Origin of the sequence: Vibrio palustris (assembly GCF_024346995.1) — a bacterium.
Taxonomy (GTDB): Bacteria; Pseudomonadota; Gammaproteobacteria; order Enterobacterales; family Vibrionaceae; genus Vibrio; species Vibrio palustris.
In genome coordinates this window covers 1,379,563-1,396,934 of record NZ_AP024887.1, presented here as the reverse complement: position 1 = coordinate 1,396,934, position 17,372 = coordinate 1,379,563, and the positions used below count along the sequence as shown (strand labels likewise).

The 17,372-nt window shown below is 44.3% G+C and carries 12 protein-coding genes; 4 read left to right on the top strand and 8 right to left on the bottom strand.

What is annotated here, in order from left to right; translation table 11 throughout:
• Positions 1 to 48 precede the first annotated feature (48 nt).
• From OCU30_RS06585 to OCU30_RS06575, 3 genes are all read right to left on the bottom strand, one after another.
• The gene (locus tag OCU30_RS06585; RefSeq protein WP_077312924.1) at positions 49 to 2,862 is read right to left on the bottom strand and encodes an Hsp70 family protein; all 2,814 of its coding nucleotides are present in this window, start codon (positions 2,860 to 2,862) and stop codon (positions 49 to 51) included.
• 94 nt (positions 2,863 to 2,956) lie between these two features.
• On the bottom strand, positions 2,957 to 4,840 hold the full coding sequence (locus OCU30_RS06580) for an Hsp70 family protein (protein WP_077312926.1): 1,884 nt from the start codon (positions 4,838 to 4,840) through the stop codon (positions 2,957 to 2,959).
• Complete coding sequence (locus tag OCU30_RS06575; RefSeq protein ID WP_077312928.1) at positions 4,840 to 5,472, bottom strand: DUF2760 domain-containing protein; 633 nt, start codon at positions 5,470 to 5,472, stop codon at positions 4,840 to 4,842. The genes OCU30_RS06580 and OCU30_RS06575 overlap by 1 nt, the downstream gene beginning before the upstream one ends.
• A gap of 333 nt (positions 5,473 to 5,805) precedes the next feature.
• Between OCU30_RS06575 and OCU30_RS06570 the strand changes: the two genes are divergently transcribed.
• Positions 5,806 to 6,336 (top strand): 3'-5' exonuclease, encoded by a 531-nt coding sequence (locus OCU30_RS06570; protein WP_077312930.1) that lies wholly within the window; start codon positions 5,806 to 5,808, stop codon positions 6,334 to 6,336.
• A 163-nt stretch (positions 6,337 to 6,499) separates the two neighbouring features.
• On the opposite strand, the gene OCU30_RS06565 is transcribed toward OCU30_RS06570, so the two are convergent.
• The 4 genes from OCU30_RS06565 to OCU30_RS06550 form a co-directional block, all read right to left on the bottom strand.
• Positions 6,500 to 6,949, bottom strand: coding sequence for a tellurite resistance TerB family protein (locus OCU30_RS06565; protein WP_077312932.1), 450 nt, complete (start codon positions 6,947 to 6,949; stop codon positions 6,500 to 6,502).
• A gap of 109 nt (positions 6,950 to 7,058) precedes the next feature.
• The gene (locus OCU30_RS06560) at positions 7,059 to 8,969 is read right to left on the bottom strand and encodes an alkaline phosphatase D family protein (protein ID WP_077312934.1); all 1,911 of its coding nucleotides are present in this window, start codon (positions 8,967 to 8,969) and stop codon (positions 7,059 to 7,061) included.
• Positions 8,970 to 8,991: 22 nt separating this feature from the next.
• Positions 8,992 to 9,354: a VC1380 family protein gene (locus OCU30_RS06555; RefSeq protein ID WP_077312936.1), complete on the bottom strand. Its 363-nt coding sequence runs from the start codon at positions 9,352 to 9,354 to the stop codon at positions 8,992 to 8,994.
• 194 nt (positions 9,355 to 9,548) lie between these two features.
• A complete protein-coding gene (locus OCU30_RS06550; protein ID WP_077312938.1) occupies positions 9,549 to 10,145 on the bottom strand; it encodes an FMN-dependent NADH-azoreductase in 597 nt (198 codons plus the stop codon).
• Between the two features lie 323 nt (positions 10,146 to 10,468).
• On the opposite strand from OCU30_RS06550, the gene hrpA reads away from it, so the two are divergent.
• Entirely contained in the window at positions 10,469 to 14,398 is a 3,930-nt protein-coding gene (hrpA, locus tag OCU30_RS06545) for an ATP-dependent RNA helicase HrpA (RefSeq protein WP_077312941.1), read from the top strand.
• Between the two features lie 100 nt (positions 14,399 to 14,498).
• Positions 14,499 to 14,975, top strand: a complete 477-nt coding sequence (locus tag OCU30_RS06540) for an outer membrane beta-barrel protein (RefSeq protein WP_077312943.1) — start codon at positions 14,499 to 14,501, stop codon at positions 14,973 to 14,975.
• Between the two features lie 84 nt (positions 14,976 to 15,059).
• On the opposite strand, the gene OCU30_RS06535 is transcribed toward OCU30_RS06540, so the two are convergent.
• The gene (locus OCU30_RS06535; protein WP_077312945.1) at positions 15,060 to 16,541 is read right to left on the bottom strand and encodes a carboxypeptidase M32; all 1,482 of its coding nucleotides are present in this window, start codon (positions 16,539 to 16,541) and stop codon (positions 15,060 to 15,062) included.
• Between the two features lie 254 nt (positions 16,542 to 16,795).
• On the opposite strand from OCU30_RS06535, the gene OCU30_RS06530 reads away from it, so the two are divergent.
• Entirely contained in the window at positions 16,796 to 17,314 is a 519-nt protein-coding gene (locus OCU30_RS06530) for an Hcp family type VI secretion system effector (RefSeq protein WP_077312947.1), read from the top strand.
• Positions 17,315 to 17,372 lie beyond the last annotated feature (58 nt).

The window sequence follows — 17,372 nt, the reverse complement described above, 5'->3', positions numbered from 1 at the left end:
TCTCACTGGCTATCAGCGAAGCGCTAATCAGGATGGTGGTAAACGTCTTTAGTTAATTAAAAAGAGTCCTGTGGGCAAGGCATCTCCATAAGCGCGTTGAGATTCTCGTTCCGATAACGCTGTTTGGCTATTCACCAATTCATACCAAGAGTCGGGCACTTTATTTTCATTCAGTTTCTTGAGCACTTGTTGACGCACATCATCACTGATGTCTAGTGTTCTATCGCCACTCTTACGACACATCATGACCGCAGCAAAAGCTGCCATGGTATCTTGCTGCCAATCTTGTTCAAGTAACTTTGGTAACCATTGTTGTACCTGTTCACGAGGTACCACATTGTGTGCACTACCATATAAAGGAACGCGGGTAGCAATACGGCCTAAAGCCCACCAGTGCTCTGGTCTAAACTGAGTATTCTTCAAAGCTTTATTTAAAAACCAAGTTGCTAGTAACGTTTTATCCTCGACATCAAGGTGCTCTAAAGAAGCGGCTAAACGAACCATGGCTTCGTAACCCTTATCTTGAGTCTCTTTACTATTCTTTGTATTACGCGCTGCGCCAGGGTGTAAATATTTCGCAATATCACCAAGCAATGTTTCTTGTTGTTCTTGGTTTAACCCACCAGAGACTCGGCGCCAAAATGTCCACCAATCAGACCAAGTCGAGTGACTTGGGAATTGTATACCTTGTTGATATAGTGGCCAAATTTGTTCAATACGCCATCCATCGGTACTATCACCAAAGCCTGGACGTAATGTATATCCTGCTAAACGTAACCAATGTTGCTCATGAAGCTCCGAACGTCGACGGCGTTTACGGCCCGTTAATAAGGTATCAAATAAGCGACGCAGAGTGATAAATTCCCATTTTTCACGTTTACCAAGACGTTTTTCTAATGTTTTGTTTAATGTTTTAATAGTCTTAGGATCAGTGCTGCTTTTATTTCCGCTATACACTTTGCTAAGTAAATCCATGGCCGACTGTTCGTTACTTGGGATGGATGAGGACTCTTCATCTAAAGAGACACCATCTTCACCGCGTACGGCGAACTCGACTTCCCAGCGTTGGCGATCATCATTACTGCTCACACATTCCATTTTTAATGTGCCGACTTCTGTTAACTGGCAAGCTAATTGAACTTCTACCCGATGTTTCTGGTTGGCTTTCAATGCTTGAACGTCGTTACTTTTTAAAGTGGTAATATAAGGTGGTAAGGGGGTGAACTTATCGGGATCGACGTTAAACAGCGCTCCATTTTGTACAGGCTGATTATTGCTCATACGTTCATGAGTGGACGTTAATAAGTTAAACCGCACAGGCTCATCTAATGTCAATGAAAAACGCCGACTGGTTAAACGAATTTCTTGTCCTTCTTCTGTGCCTTTGGCTAATAGACATAAAGCTTGCGACGTGCTTTTTTTATGTGGCAGATGTAAGAAATAAGAGCGCGCTGCGCCACCACCAATCGTTAATTGTGCACCACGTCGAGCTTTACCATAGGCGACAGCTCCTAATGCGACAGAACAATCAGGGCTTGGGTTGTCCAATAGGGTGACTGGCTTACCGCCCCAACTATCCATAAGTTGAGTCATTCGGTCAGTAATCAAACGGCTATTGAACGCACCACCATTGAGTAATAAACCGACAGGAACCGCGATATCCTCATCACTGAGTTGCATTGCATCGCGCGCGACACTTTGATGTTGATGTATGAACGCGGCAATATGTTTACTGACTGCAGGGTCGGCGACATAAGGTAAGCCAAATTCAACCATTGCACTGCGGCGACTATCTGGTGTGTCAGTCAGTGCACTCATTGGGAAAAAACCATCGAGTGCAATGTTATGAACGTCATCACGGCTTAGGCCAATACTTTTGGTGCCGCCGAGCAAACGTGATCCACTGCCGAGGAGAGTGATTTTCGCTTGCTCAGGCGCATCATCAGCTAAGAGCGTCTCTTTGGCTTTACGGGTTTGTTGAATTAACTTGGTGAGTGAGGCTGCATTTAACGTTGTTTGCTCCCCAAAACGTTGCTCAGCCAAATGGGCTAAAGCAAGGTCAACATTATCACCGCCGAGCATGAGGTGATCGCCGACGCCAATACGATTTAAAGCAAGCTGTTCATCATTAAAAGTGGTACTTATCAAGCTTAAATCGGTCGTGCCGCCGCCGACATCGCAGACTAAAATGAGCGGAATAGTATTCAGTTCTTCATGCGCGGTTTCTTGGTGGCGAGCGTACCAATCATACACAACCGCCTGGGGCTCTTCGAGTAATACAATATTGTGTAAACCTGCTAATGCAGCCGCCTGTAAGGTAAATTTGCGTGCAGATTCATCAAAAGAGGCTGGCACCGTCACGACAACTTCTTGTTGTTCTAATGGCTGATTAGGGTGGTGATAATTCCATGCCTGACGGATATGATTAAGGTAGCTGGCACTGGCGACGATCGGCGACACTTTTTCAACACCTGATGTTCCAGCCCAAGGCAGAATAGGTTGTGTTCGGTCGACGCCCGTGTGGGATAACCAACTTTTGGCACTAGAAACCTGCCGTCCTTCTACACGCGTACCCAGTTCGCGCGCCCATTCACCAAGGATGACGTGAGGTAAATCGCCATCCACTGAATGATTATCCCATGGTAGTCCCATATCTGTTGCGGCAAATTGTTGCTCAGCAGGGTGATACCGAAACGAGGGGAGTAATGGCTTACGTGCCACTTCACCTGGACCAATTAACTGATCGATAGGAAAAATTTCAACCGATTGTTGAGCTAAATTATCGGTTAGCTCGCAGTAGGCGACTACGGTATTGGTGGTGCCTAAATCAATACCAACAAGAAATTGAGCAGTGGTTGCCATGATATGACCTCATTGAGTCGACGACATTGTCATCGAGATGATAACCGAGAGAAAGTAAAAGAAACGGCGCCGTTAGGCACCGTTGTTTGATTGCTTATTGATACTGCGCGTTCGCATCATCGTATTCGTGCTGTTCACGAACATCAAATTCCACATGCCAACGTTGTTGATTATCGCTGGCAACCGCGTGTAATTCCAGTGTACCTAATTCGGTCACGCGAGACTCTAGTGTAACAGGAACTACTTCTCCTTCACTGCGGCCTTCAGAGACAGGCAACGTCACTTGAATTTCTGGCAGCTCTTGTAACTCTTGCGGTGCCCAATGCTCAAGATGTGTACCTTCTGCATCATCGCGGCGTACGGTTGAACCATAGAACTGGAAATGGACCGGTTGACCAATCACTAAGCCAAATTGTTGACTAGGGACCTCAATTTTTGAGCCTTCTTCCATACCGAAAGGAGCCACACACAGTGCTTCCATGGGCGTTGGCATACCAGGGATCGCAGGCATCGCACTTTCTATACCCACATAATACGAAGACGCAATACCACCACGAATACGTACGCCATCACCGTGGCGCACAGCACCATAATATGCAGCACCATTGGCAACAGAGAGATCCAAATCTGAGCCTTTAAGTAAGCGAATCGGTTCTGCATCGGCTTGGATAAGCCATAGATTGATGGTTTCTAGTAAGCGTTCTGCTACCTTGCTCGATTTCAATACGCCGCCATTAAACAAAATGGTATTAGGTTTGATAAAATCTGCCGCTGGCGCAGGCATTCCAGGCATCGGGAATGGCATGGTATTGTCATTATCTTGCTGAGCATTAGCTTGCTTGGTTAAAAACGCGGCAATATGGCGAGTAATGCCAGCATCTTGAGCGTAAGGCAAGCCCATCTGCGTTAATGCGCCACGTGTGCGCTGAACCGGATGCTCATCAATATCGACTTGTGGGAAAAAGCCATCAATGATGGTTTGTTCGACTTCTTGACGGGTGAGTTCCGTTTTTAACGTGCTACCCATTAGCTTTGAACCACGACTTGGCACGACAATAGGCATGCTTTGGGTATCATTATCACTGAGTAAGACTTCTTTCGCATCACGGCAGGCATGTGACATGGCCTGAATTTGCCAAGGCTGTAATTCTTTGCCTTCTTGCGATAATTTCATTTTTAAACGATAAGCCAGCGCCAAATCCATATTATCGCCGCCAAGTAGAATATGCTCGCCAACCGCAATTCGGTTTAGTACCAAATTACCGTCTTCTTCTGTCACTTCTACCAACGATAAATCGGTCGTACCACCGCCAATATCTACCACTAAAACAATATCACCAACGTTGACTTGATCGCGCCATGCATCTTGGGTGTGATCAATCCAGTGATACATCGCCGCTTGTGGCTCTTCTAGTAAGGTAATGTTAGTTAAGCCGATATTACGCGCGGCTTCTGCAGTGAGCTCACGAGCGGCTGGGTCAAAAGATGCCGGCACGGTGATCGTGACATCTTGTTCTGCAAGCGGTGCATTTGGATATTGGTGTTGCCACGCATTGACCAAATGGTCAAGGTATAGCTCGGTAGCTCTTAAAGGTGATATTTTCGCGACATCTTCTGGGCTTCCAGCGGGGAGAAACGCTTGGCGACGATTAACGCCACCATGGCACAACCAAGATTTTGCACTTGATACTAAACGAATAGGGGTCTTTGAGCCTAGATTACGTGCGATGGCACCGACCAACGCTGTCGGCTCGTTGGTCCAAGGCAGACGACGTGCATCGGCCATCATTTCATTATCGTGGGGCTGATATAAGAATGACCCCAGTTGAGTGTGTTCTTCAACCGTGCCCGGTGCGGTCATTTGTGCAATAGGCATTACTTGTACTGACGCGTCTTCGTTGCCGAGTTCTAAAAACGACATGACACAGTGAGTTGTGCCTAAATCGATACCGACACTGTAGCGTGCATGTTGTTCCATTACAGTTCTACCTCCGCTGGTGCCACGATAGAAGCGTCGTAGTTTTCTGCTAATTTTGGCAGGTTGACGTCGCTCGCTTGCCAGCCTTTATGAATCAATGTTCCGTTAAACGGCGCTTGACCGGTTACGTTTCCTGTTAAGCGAATGGCTTGCGGATTGAAGCCTTCCTCAACCACAATTCGGGTATCTTCATCTTCGCTACGCACTGGGGTCAATGTAAGATAGTCATCAAGTACTTTTTTACCACCTGAGTGAATCACACGCGCTGCGGCGCCGACTTCTTCATCGCTAAACTGTGCAACATCTTCTTGTAGAAAGTCGATTAAGCGTGCTTCTTGTTGGAATAATGATAACAGTTGCAGCGCCGAATCAGTTGTCGCGGTGGTTAACTTAGATTCCACCTCGACAATTTTTTCTACTTCTTTTTCAACTTCAACAATCTTCTCAACTTCTACTATTTTTTCGACTGGCTTTTCGACTTCAACTATTTTCTCTACTGGTTTTTCGACCACTTTTTCTATGGTTTTAGTTTTACGAGTGACGGCATAAATCAGTAAAGCGATAGTGGACGCGGCTAAACCAGCATGAAGCATATCGAATGTTTGAGGAATCGCGTTTATATCGAAGTTCATTATAAATTCTCTATTAGATCTACATTGTCGGTTGCTTGGCTGCCACCGAGGCAATTGGGGTTAATTTTAATACTTAGAATTGCGCCGATAGTACCATATTTAGGGTTTAACGCGCGGAAAAATTCACGATATACTGACGATATGGGGTTGATAGCAGAACTTTTAAACACCCATTATTACTGGTAAGAGCAATATATCGACAACAATTGATGTTTATGACAACGATTTTCAATGTTGAGTAATAAAAATATCAAAGTGGTGTCCAGAGTAGCTCAGAGGCAAGGTCTCAGGTAAACTAGGCGCCGTCTTATTGTTACAAAGGATTAAGTCTTCATGAATCATAACCGTGTTGTATGTTTCGATTTGGAAATGTGTTGTTGGAATGAAAATGGAGTCGGGCGTACAGGAGAGATCATCGAGATTGGTTTGGCGGAGGTGGATCTCAAATCTGGTAATATCGTGAAGCGCGCGCAATATTATGTCAAACCGGAACATGATGAAGTCTCAAAATTTTGTGTTGAACTCACCGGTATCACGCCGCGTACCATTGAAAAGCAAGGTCGTCCATTGGGCGAGGTATTGCAATCTATGATCAAAAACTACGGTGGGAATAAAAAAATCTATGCAGCCTGGGGCCGGGACGATGAGATTTTGCGTGAAGAGTGTGAGAGAAAAGGCCTAGATATGCCGTTCAAAGAGTTTTTGAACCTTGCGACGTTATACCGAATTCAGCATCGTATGAAAGAAAAGCGCATTGGCCATCGTGATGCCCAACAAGCGCTTGGTATTGATTGGGAAGGTCGCCAGCACAGTGGGTATGTCGATGCGTATAACTTGGCAAAAGTGGCGCTGGCGATATTGTAATCAATCTGTCATTGAAATGAATTGTTACCATCATTAAATTGCAACGAACAAACAGTAACTTATCAGGCACTCAAACGAGTAGCATTATATGAGTAGCAATAATTATAACAAATTGATTGACTGGTATTTATGAAAGTACACTGATCATGTACTTTCATTTTTTTTATTGTTTATGGTCAACAACCATAAGTTTAGCGCGAATGAATTCACTATGCTCGACATAGAGTAACTCAGCCGCTTTACGAATCACGGCATCTTCGAGTGGATCAATATCCCCATCAGCATGGGCAACTTCCCATAAGGCTTTAATTACGTCAAAGCGCGCTTGTTGTGACAGTTCTCGCAATTGGCTGGTGAATTCGTAAATCGAGGCAGACTGTTTGATTCGCTCATTAGCCTCTATGATTAGCCCCGCCGCTTGTTCGGTCTCTAATCCCGTTAGCTTTGCGAGTAAATCTTTCTTTGCTTGTTCTTCTTCAGCCGTAATATCGTGATCTGCGCCGGATACCTCTGCAAGCAGGCAAGCCATTGCAAGATGTGGGTTTTGATCTTGCTTGTTTACATCTGACCCTTCAAGAAGCTGTTTAAAAAGTGTCGTAAGGGAATTCAACATAATTGTATACCTTGTGCCTGTTTGAAATATCGTTCAAGAAATAAATACTTTTGATAAAATAAGGGCTTTGCGCGTTTCTCTCAATGTCGTTATGCAGTTTTTAACGTGATTATGACCTGCTGGGTTTTCTCCCTGTGGGGGGATACTCAATTCGTTGGCCATCATTGGTCATAATTCCCACATAACTCGGTTTACCTTCTATATCTAATCTTAGTTCACCGACGGCGGCGTGATTGGTCAGATGTCGAAATGAATGGCCTGCCGGGTGACGTTTGCGAATTTCTAAGCGCTTACGTTTCGTCAGTTTATTGAGTGGTGAATTAGGACTGTATAGAATCGCATCAGCATAATCACAAAATGTCAGTAATGGCTCGGGAAACTGGTTTTTAAAGCCACTACAGGTAATCTGAAAAATATTCGGACTAGAGTTACGCGAACGCAGTTTTATATCATAGGCAAAAGAGTAATGCACATCCCCAGAGAGAATGACATAGTTACTGGGAGTACGACTGTGCGTGAAAATGTTGATCAGCGTATTGGCGCTTCCTGGGTGTGACATCCAGTTTTCAGCATCCACCATTAATGGCTTGCCAAGCCAAGTCATCGCACGTTGTAACGCTTCAATAAATTTCACCCCAAACATAGGTGCTGCCGATACAATGATGACTTTATCTTTATCTTCAATAGCCTGTTGAAGTTCAATTAACGCTTCCCAATCCATTAAGCCAGACGGCTTGTTCATATTCGATTCTGATTGCCAGCGCCGCGTTCGGGTATCAAGAACTACCATCGCGGGGGTAGTCTCTGTGGTGTAATGCCATTGTTTGTATTCATAGAGGTTATCCACCATGGCGTTATGATGGGTTGAATTGGGTGTGTGACAATACGCATTTACATGGTGATGGAACGTCTTATCAAATGAAGCGGGTGCATTGCCCCAACCTTGAAATAACCAATAGCTAAATAAGGCATTGCCAACAATTCGACGAGAAAAAAGGTGAGTCTTGGCCGCATACTCCCAGCCGTCGGTCAGGTTCCAATCATCGGTGACGTCGTGATCATCAAAAATCATATAAATCGGAACATGAGCCATAATTGTTTGCAAGGCTGGAATGCCTGCGACAAACTCGCTGAGAATGTCTCTTTCTCGCAGCCATTCTGATTGGTATGTGTCCGCTAAAGATTGATAAGCGCCTTTTTTTTGATGTTGATGGACATTAAGCAAATCATATTGTTGCCATAATACATCTGACCATACTAAAAGATACATCGCACAAAACTCTGCAAGTGTTATTAGGTGATTATCGTTATCCGTCGACGTAAACACAGGGGTAGGTTTGGTTCCTTTCAGCGGTGATTCTGTGGGATCGAAATCAGGTAATATCCCCTTGCGATGGTAATAACACATTGGGTGTCTATACAGTGCGTCGCCATCTTGTACGATGGCCTCTGGTAACGCCTCGTTATAGAGTCCTAATTGCTCTATAACGGTATGAATGGCAGCAAGCATGGCGCCTGCAACATGATCAGCATAGATTTGATCGCCGCTCATCATAATTAAATGCGGCCGCTGCTCAGGAGGCGTATTTATCAGGGATTGGCTGGCAGTTAACAATGCATCTCGACATGGGTCGTGAGGATTGCGACAAGAACCATGCATAATATAATCAGCACGGCCACTAAGATAAAATGTGAGCTCGGTTGCACCGGGAGCGAGTAAGTTTGGGTATTGCTCGGTAAGATTACCGTATTGAGTCTCAACGGTATAAGTATAACGCTGCTCAGCGGGGAACTCTCCTGAGAGCTCAATCAGCGTTATCCATGCGTGTTGACCAATCTGATAGTGTTGGCAGTCTTCTAGTGGATGAGTGACCAGTATCGTTGTGGCGTTAGAAAGAGTGATTGAACCAGATATTGGTTTGGAGGTTGCCAGCCACAAAACGACAGACTGTGTTGTGCACTGACGCAATATTGGGCCTGCTAATAAAAAAGGCGGTTCTTCTTGGAATAAACTCGACAATACTCACCTCCGTGATTCAGAATTACGGGGCTTCCTTTGCATCATTAAAAGTCCCTAACATCTCAATAAACTCAGAACTGGTATGTTCGTGAGCCATGAGTAATATGGCTAATAATGCCTCAGTTTTTTCGTCTTGTCCGCTGTCTTCTTGTAATATTTTATTCAATTGTTCGCGAATAAATGCTTCTTCGTGCTCAACAAATCCTCGTCCTTCTTCTTCTCCTTGTTCTTCTTCTGGCGCATTATCAAAATCGAGAAACAAAAAGCCTTCATGAAGATTGCCGCGAGTGAGGCGTTCAGGTAACCATACTTCACCTGTGACCACATCAGGATCTTGGTCTAAAGGGATGGAATGTAAAATCTTAAGAAGTTGAGATGCTTTCACGGTATCCGCTTATTGAGTGAGAAAAATGATGAGGGCTCGTCTTGTGCTCTTTAAACATAAACTTCAAGTGTTATAAGAGCAAATTTTTGCAACGATATTCTCGAGAATTTGGCGTACGCACAGTATAAGCATATCAATAAAAAAAGCCATTCAGAGAATGGCTTTTAGAGTCAATTGAACGTGTTAATCAATGATTAAGCAAGTTTTAATGTGCTTAGCTCATCTTTTGCAGTTTGTAAGCCATTTGCTAGATTTTCGCCGCCCATTGCAAGCGCTTCAGCGTAAGCGAATTCAACATCAGTGATACCAATGAAGCCAAGAATTGTTTTTAGGTATGGTTCAACGATGTCGTGCTCTGTCCCTTTGTGGATACCACCACGAGTGGTAATCACAACCGCTTTCTTGCCTTTAACTAGACCTTCAACGCCGTTTTCTGTGTATTTGAACGTAATGCCTGCACGCGCAATAAGATCAAACCAGTTTTTCAATTGCGTTGGCACAGTGAAGTTGTACATAGGAGCGGCAATAACAATCGTATCTGCTGCTTTGGCTTCTTCGATAAGTGTATCTGAAAGGTTAACAATCGCTTGTTGTTCTTCTGTAATCTCGTCACTACCTGCAGCGCCAAACGCACTAACAATTGACATATCTAGTACAGGTAAAGGTTCTGCGGCGAGGTCACGCAATGTTACTTCTGCGCCTTCGGCAGAAGCTAAGTATTCGTCAAGAAGCGTGCTAGATTGAGAATATTCGCCAAGAATACTAGATTTAAGAGCTAAAATACGAGACATACCGTAATCCTTTCTTTAATGTGATGGTTGATTTCAAATCATGATAATAGGGCTATATTAGCGTTTGCTCGCGAACAGCAACAGTCGTTAATCTTGCTTATCTTATTCAAAATTTTTGAATGAAAGGTATTATCCGCCGTTTCATAACAAAAAGATAAGTAAATCAACTCTCTGAGATATGCACATCACGTTATTCATGAGCACTAATGAGAGGGCATATACCGTAATAATCTGGGTACGCACAACGGGAAGATTGCTTTCACGTGACTAGTCTGTGGTACAATTTGCGCAGTTTTGTATATCAATGATCAATAGGACGCGTTTTGACTCAATCTCCAGTCAACTCAGATACGCCTGTTCAAGCACAGGCTAATACGGCTAAGTCGCTGAAAAAAGCATTACAACAATGTTTAATTAAAGACCGTTTTCGTTTGAATAAACGAATCAACGGAGCGAGCCGTATTAAAAAAGATGCAGCGCGTAACGCTGTATTTGATGAAATAGCCCAAGATATTGCTCGTTCAATGATGGTCGTACAGCAACGCTTTAATAAGCCTATCCACATTGAGTACCCCGAGCAATTACCAGTTAGCCAAAAGCGTGATGATATTGCTGATGCGATTGCCAATCATCAGGTGGTGATTGTTGCGGGTGAAACCGGCTCAGGTAAAACCACTCAGCTGCCGAAAATTTGTGCAGAGCTTGGCCGAGGGAAACATGGCTTAATTGGTCATACTCAGCCCCGGCGTTTGGCGGCACGCTCGGTTGCGAATCGAATTGCTGAAGAAATGCAAACCCCTCTAGGGGATGTGGTCGGTTATAAAGTTCGGTTTAGCGATCAAGTCTCGCCAGATACGCAAATTAAGCTGATGACTGATGGTATTTTGCTGGCAGAGATTCAAAACGATCGGTTTTTAAATCAATACGACACCATTATTATTGATGAAGCCCATGAACGCAGTTTGAATATCGACTTTATTCTCGGTTACCTCAAAGAGTTGTTGCCACGTCGTCCAGACTTAAAAGTGATTATTACTTCGGCAACCATTGATCCTGAACGTTTCTCACAGCATTTTTATGACGCCCCTATTATTGAAGTCTCTGGACGAACTTATCCGGTAGAAACGCGGTACCGACCATTGTCTGGAGACGATGAAAGTGATCGCGATCAGCTCGAAGGTATTGTACAAGCCGTCGAAGAGCTCTCAGATGAAGGTCTGGGGGATATATTGGTGTTCATGAGTGGAGAGCGGGAAATCCGTGATACTGCCGATGCATTGAATAAACTCAAACTCCGCGATACAGAAGTGGTGCCTTTGTTTGCTCGTTTATCAGCAACGGAGCAAAACCGCATATTCCAATCCCACACTGGTCGCCGTATTGTGTTGGCTACCAACGTTGCCGAGACGTCGTTAACTGTTCCTGGAATTAAGTATGTGATTGATCCCGGTACGGCGCGTATTAGTCGCTACAGTTATCGTACTAAAGTGCAACGTTTGCCGATTGAACCGATTTCTCAAGCGAGCGCCAATCAACGTAAAGGTCGTTGTGGGCGAGTTGCCGAGGGGATCTGTGTACGTTTGTATTCCGAAGAAGATTTTGAATCTCGCCCAGAGTTTACCGATCCAGAAATTTTACGCACCAACTTAGCGTCAGTCATTCTACAAATGACGTCTTTAGGGCTCGGAGACATTGAAGCCTTCCCATTTGTTGAAGCCCCAGACAAGCGTAACATTCAAGATGGTGTACGTTTGTTGGATGAATTGGGTGCCATCAGCGAAAAAACCAAAGGTGAACGTAAAACCAAAACGTTAACGCCGTTAGGTCGACAATTAGCAGCCTTACCCATCGATCCGCGCTTAGCCCGTATGGTATTGGCTGCGCCGCAGTTAGGCTGTTTGAAAGATGTCATGATTATTGCCGCCGCGCTTTCTATTCAAGATCCACGCGAGCGCCCAAGTGATAAAAAACAAGCATCCGATGAAAAACACCGTCGTTTTGCTCATGAAGAGTCGGATTTTTTAACGTTTGTGAATTTGTGGGATTATCTGCAAGAGCAGCAAAAAGAGTTAAGTAACAATCAGTTTCGCCGTCAATGTAAACAAGATTACTTGAACTATCTGCGTGTTCGTGAATGGCAAGATGTCTACAGTCAACTCCGGCAAGCAACGCGAGAAATGGGTTTCAAACTCAATAGCGAGCCGGGTAATTACGACAGCGTGCATACGGCTATCTTGACCGGCTTACTTTCTCATATCGGTTTAAAAGATCAGGAAAAGAGTGAATATCAAGGCGCACGTAATGCGCGTTTTCATATATTCCCAGCATCTGGTTTATTTAAAAAACAACCTAAATGGGTGATGTCGGCGGAATTGGTTGAAACCTCTAAGCTGTGGGCGCGTGTAGTTGCGAAAATTCAACCTGAATGGGTGGAATCCTTAGCGGGGCACTTAGTGAAACGTAGCTACAGTGAACCTCATTGGTCGAAAAAACGCTCCACGGTCATGGCATATGAAAAAGTCATGTTATTTGGTATTCCGTTAGTTACACAACGCTTAGTTAACTACAGTAACATTGACCCCGTGGTTAGTCGTGAGCTCTTCATTCGTAGTGCGTTAGTGGAAGGTGAGTGGGAAACTCGGCACGATTTCTTCAAACAAAATCGCTCATTGTTGATGGAAGTCGAAGAATTAGAGCACAAATCGCGTCGTCGCGATATTCTGGTTGATGATGATGAGCTGTTTGAATTCTATGACCAGCGCATTGGTACTGAAGTGGTATCGGGCCGTCATTTTGATAGCTGGTGGAAAAAAGAGCGCCAGCAAAATCCTGAGTTGTTGAATTTTGAAAAAGAAATGCTGTTCAAAAATGATGCTAGCCACGTTACGGAGTTAGATTATCCTAACTTTTGGCATCAAAACGGCATTAAGCTTAAGTTGAGCTATCAATTTGAACCAGGTGAAGATAGTGACGGTGTCACTGTACATATCCCATTGCCGATTCTTAACCAAATTGAGCCTCATGGGTTTGATTGGCAAATCCCAGGGTTACGCCATGAATTGGTGACAGCATTGATCAAATCATTGCCGAAAACACTGCGCAAAAACTTTGTGCCTGCGCCAAACTATGCTGATGCATTTTTAGCGCGCGTGACCCCAATGGAACTGCCATTATTGGACGCGCTAGAAAAAGAGCTGCGCCGTATGACGGGAGCACAGGTGAATCGGGAAGATTGGAATATGGATCAACTCCCTGACCATCTGAAAATCACATTCCGAGCGGTCGATCATCGTCGCCGAAAATTAAAAGAGAATGGCGATCTGTACGCACTGAAAGAGAGTTTGAAAGAACAGGTGCAAGAAACATTGTCGAAAGTCGCGGACGATGATATCGAACAGCAGAATCTTCAGACTTGGTCGTTTGGTACGTTGCCTAAGGAATATCGGCAAAAACGTGGTGGCTTTGAAGTGAAAGCTTATCCGGCACTTGTCGATACAAAAGACAGTGTAGAAATTAAGCTATTTGAGACAGAGCAAGAGCAAGTGGATGCCATGCGTCAAGGGCAGCGACGTTTAGTCTTGTTAAATATTCCATCTCCTGTCAAATATTTACACAGTCATTTACCTAATAAATCCAAACTTGGGTTATATTTTAATCCTTATGGCAAAGTCTTAGATTTGATTGATGACTGTATCGCCTGTGGTATTGATAAATTGATCGAGCAACATGGTGGCATTGTGTGGGAGCCTGAGCAATTTGAAGCGTTAAAAGACTATGTACGTGGTGAGCTAGGTGACACGGTGGTTGATATTGCTAGGCAGGTCGAAACGATTCTAACAACGGCGTTCAATATCAATAAACGCTTGAAAGGGAAAGTGGATTTTTCTATGGCATTCGCACTTTCAGACATCAAAGCACAAATAGAAAGTTTGATATTTAAAGGCTTTGCGACAGAATGTGGCTGGCAACGGTTGCCAGATATTCTACGCTATATGAAGGCCATTGAGCGTAGAATGGAAAAATTGCCGATTGATCCCAATAAAGATCGCGTGCACATGCTTAAAATTGAATCTGTCACCAACGACTACAAAGAGTTGTTGAATAAAATTCCAAAAGGAATGAAAGTGCCAGAAAAAGTGAAAGAAATCCGTTGGATGATAGAAGAATTGCGCGTCAGTTATTTTGCGCAGCAACTCGGTACACCTTATCCGGTATCAGATAAACGCATAAAAAATGCCATAAATGATATTTAGGAACGAAATTTGCTTGATTCTGACATAATACGATATTATGACGCTTTAGCGGCAACAGCTAACCGTTTGATGTTGCCGCCTAACGGAGAGAAGGTTACTCATGAAAAAAACATTACTTGCATTAGCACTAATTGGTGCCTCAACGTCTGCATTCGCCGACTCATGGATTTACGGTGGCGCATCAATCGGCTCAGCGGAGATTTCCGGTGTTGATGGTGGTACGGCGTACAATATCCACGCTGGCACAGGTATTTTGCCTTTCATCGGTGTTGAAGGTGGTTTAAACAAGTTTGACGATTTTGATCACCGCAGTGACTTGTCGTTTAACAGTACTTACATCGCGTTGAAACCGAGCATCAATTTTGGTCCACTGCAAGTGTATGCAAAAGGTGGTCTACATAAATGGGATCAAGACTCTGACTTTGGCAACGATGATGGCTATGACGTGATGTACAGTGTCGGTGCGGACTACGAAGTCTTTGGTCCTATTTCGGTTGGTGCTAACTATTCAAACTACACCATGGATAACGACGACATGGAAAGCTACAATCTAACGGTTTCAATCAATATCCTTTAATTTGATTCCCATGTTGTATTGAATACCGCATATGTAAATGCCAGCACAAGTGCTGGCATTTTTTATGGCACAAACAGAGATAAGTTAGAGGTAGCGTTGCTCTAAATGACGTTTGAAATACTGAGGATTTAAGGTTTCTCCCGTCGCTTGGGTTATCAGCTCATTGGTGGTGTATAAGCTGCCTTTTTGCCAGACATTGTCTGCCAGCCAAGTAAAAATAGGCGAGAAGTCACCAGAATCAAGCACGCCTTCGATGTCAATTGATTGACGCATGGTCGCCATAAACTGCGCCGCGTACATGGCGCCCAGTGTGTAACTTGGGAAATACCCAAACGCACCATCGGTCCAGTGAATATCCTGCATACATCCCAAGCGGTCATTTCCTCGAGTCGAGAGACCAAGATACTGCTGCATTTTTTCATTCCACAACTCGGGAACGTCACTCACAGTAATGTCGCCGTTCATCAAATCACGTTCAATTTCATAACGTAAAATAATATGCGCTGGGTAGGTTAGCTCATCAGCATCGACACGAATGAAGTCTTTTTTGACTCGGGTGTAGAGTTTTTGCAAGTTGTCTACCGTAAATAAATTCGGTTGCTGAGAATCAAATCGTCCTGTTGATAAACGCGCCAAATGTTGGATGAAATGAGGGTTGCGGCCAAGCTGCATTTCAAAAAATAATGATTGCGACTCATGTATCCCCATTGAGCGAGCGTGTCCAGCTCGTAAACCAGCTAGTGAACGGGGTAAGCCTTGTTCGTAACGAGCATGACCGGTTTCATGTACGATGCCCATAATGGCTTGCACAAATTCGTTTTCATCATAGCGAGTCGTAATACGGACATCACTTGGCACGCCCCCACAGAAAGGGTGGACACTTTCATCCAACCGGCCATGGTTGAAGTCAAATTGCAGCAAATTCATGACATCGAGGCCGATGGATTTTTGGATATGAGTGGGGTAGTGTCCATTCGGTTGTATGATCGTCTCACCAGATTGTTTTGCGATGGCTTGATCTATCATATCCGGTAGCCAAGATTTAACATCAGCAAACACCACATCGAGAGATGCGGATGTGGTGCCTGGTTCGAACTGACTCAACATCGCATCGTAGGGCGTACATTGAAAATGTTCAGCGCGAATTTGCGCTTCTTCTTGTGACAGTTTGACGACTTCTTGCCAGTTTTTGGCAAAGCCACTCCAATCATTGTTCGGGCGCTGTTCGCGCCAAGCATGCTCACAGCGCGATCCTGCTAACGATTTTGCTGCCACTAAATCATCCGGCAAAAGTGTTGCGTCTAACCATTCTTGTTTCATTTCACGAACAATGGCTTGTTGAGTATTATCCAACTCTTCAGTTTCAGCCTCGCTAAACCATTCACCTAATTGTGGTTGCGTAGATAGCTGATGAATATGAAGGGATAACTCAGCCATGGCTTCGCTGCGCGCACTCGCGCCGCCAGAAGGCATGACGGCAGCTTGGTCCCATCCGGTGATGGATGCGAGGTGTTGGAAATGAGAAATCTTCTTCGAATGGGCGAGTAATTGATTGTATGCGTTCATGTTGGCATCACCTACCTGTGATCGATAAACCACTATGCTAACAAATGTCTTGGCAGAGCTCTATGAAAACAGATGCTGAGTGGAAGTTTGCCCAGCGAGCAAGATCTTGCTCAGTGATAGGCAGCTTATTGCTTTATTATGCGTCATGTAATTATAACTCATTGAAAAATATATAAGCGAATATTGGCATCGACTTTGCTCTCTTATTGGTACGCAACAAAACTCGATGAAACAATCAAATTAAGGAATAAGCCATGCCAACTCCATGTTATATCTCAATCGAAGGTCAAACCCAAGGTCTTATCACTGCAGGCGCATGTACTGCTGATTCAATCGGTGACTCATTTGTAGAAGGTCACGAAGACGAAATGCTAGTACAGTACTTTGATCACAACGTGACTGTACCAACGGATCCACAATCTGGTCAGCCTTCTGGTCAACGTGTTCATAAGCCGTTTCAGTTTACCGTAACACTGAACAAAGCCGTACCACTACTTTACAACGCATTGGCATCAGGCGAGAAAATGTCAAACGTTGAATTGAAATGGTACCGTACGTCTATCGAAGGTAAGCAAGAAAACTTCTTTACTACTAAGCTAGAAAACGCATCTATCGTTGATATTCAATGTGAAATGCCACACTGTCAAGATCCATCAAAAGCAGACTTTACACAAAATCTAACGGTTTCTATGACATACCGTAAGATTACGTGGGATCACGTGAATGCAGGTACTTCAGGTTCTGACGACTGGCGTAAGCCGGTTGAAGCGTAATTTACGCGAGCCTAACATTGCCCGAGGAAACTCGGGCAATAATATTAAACCTTAAGCA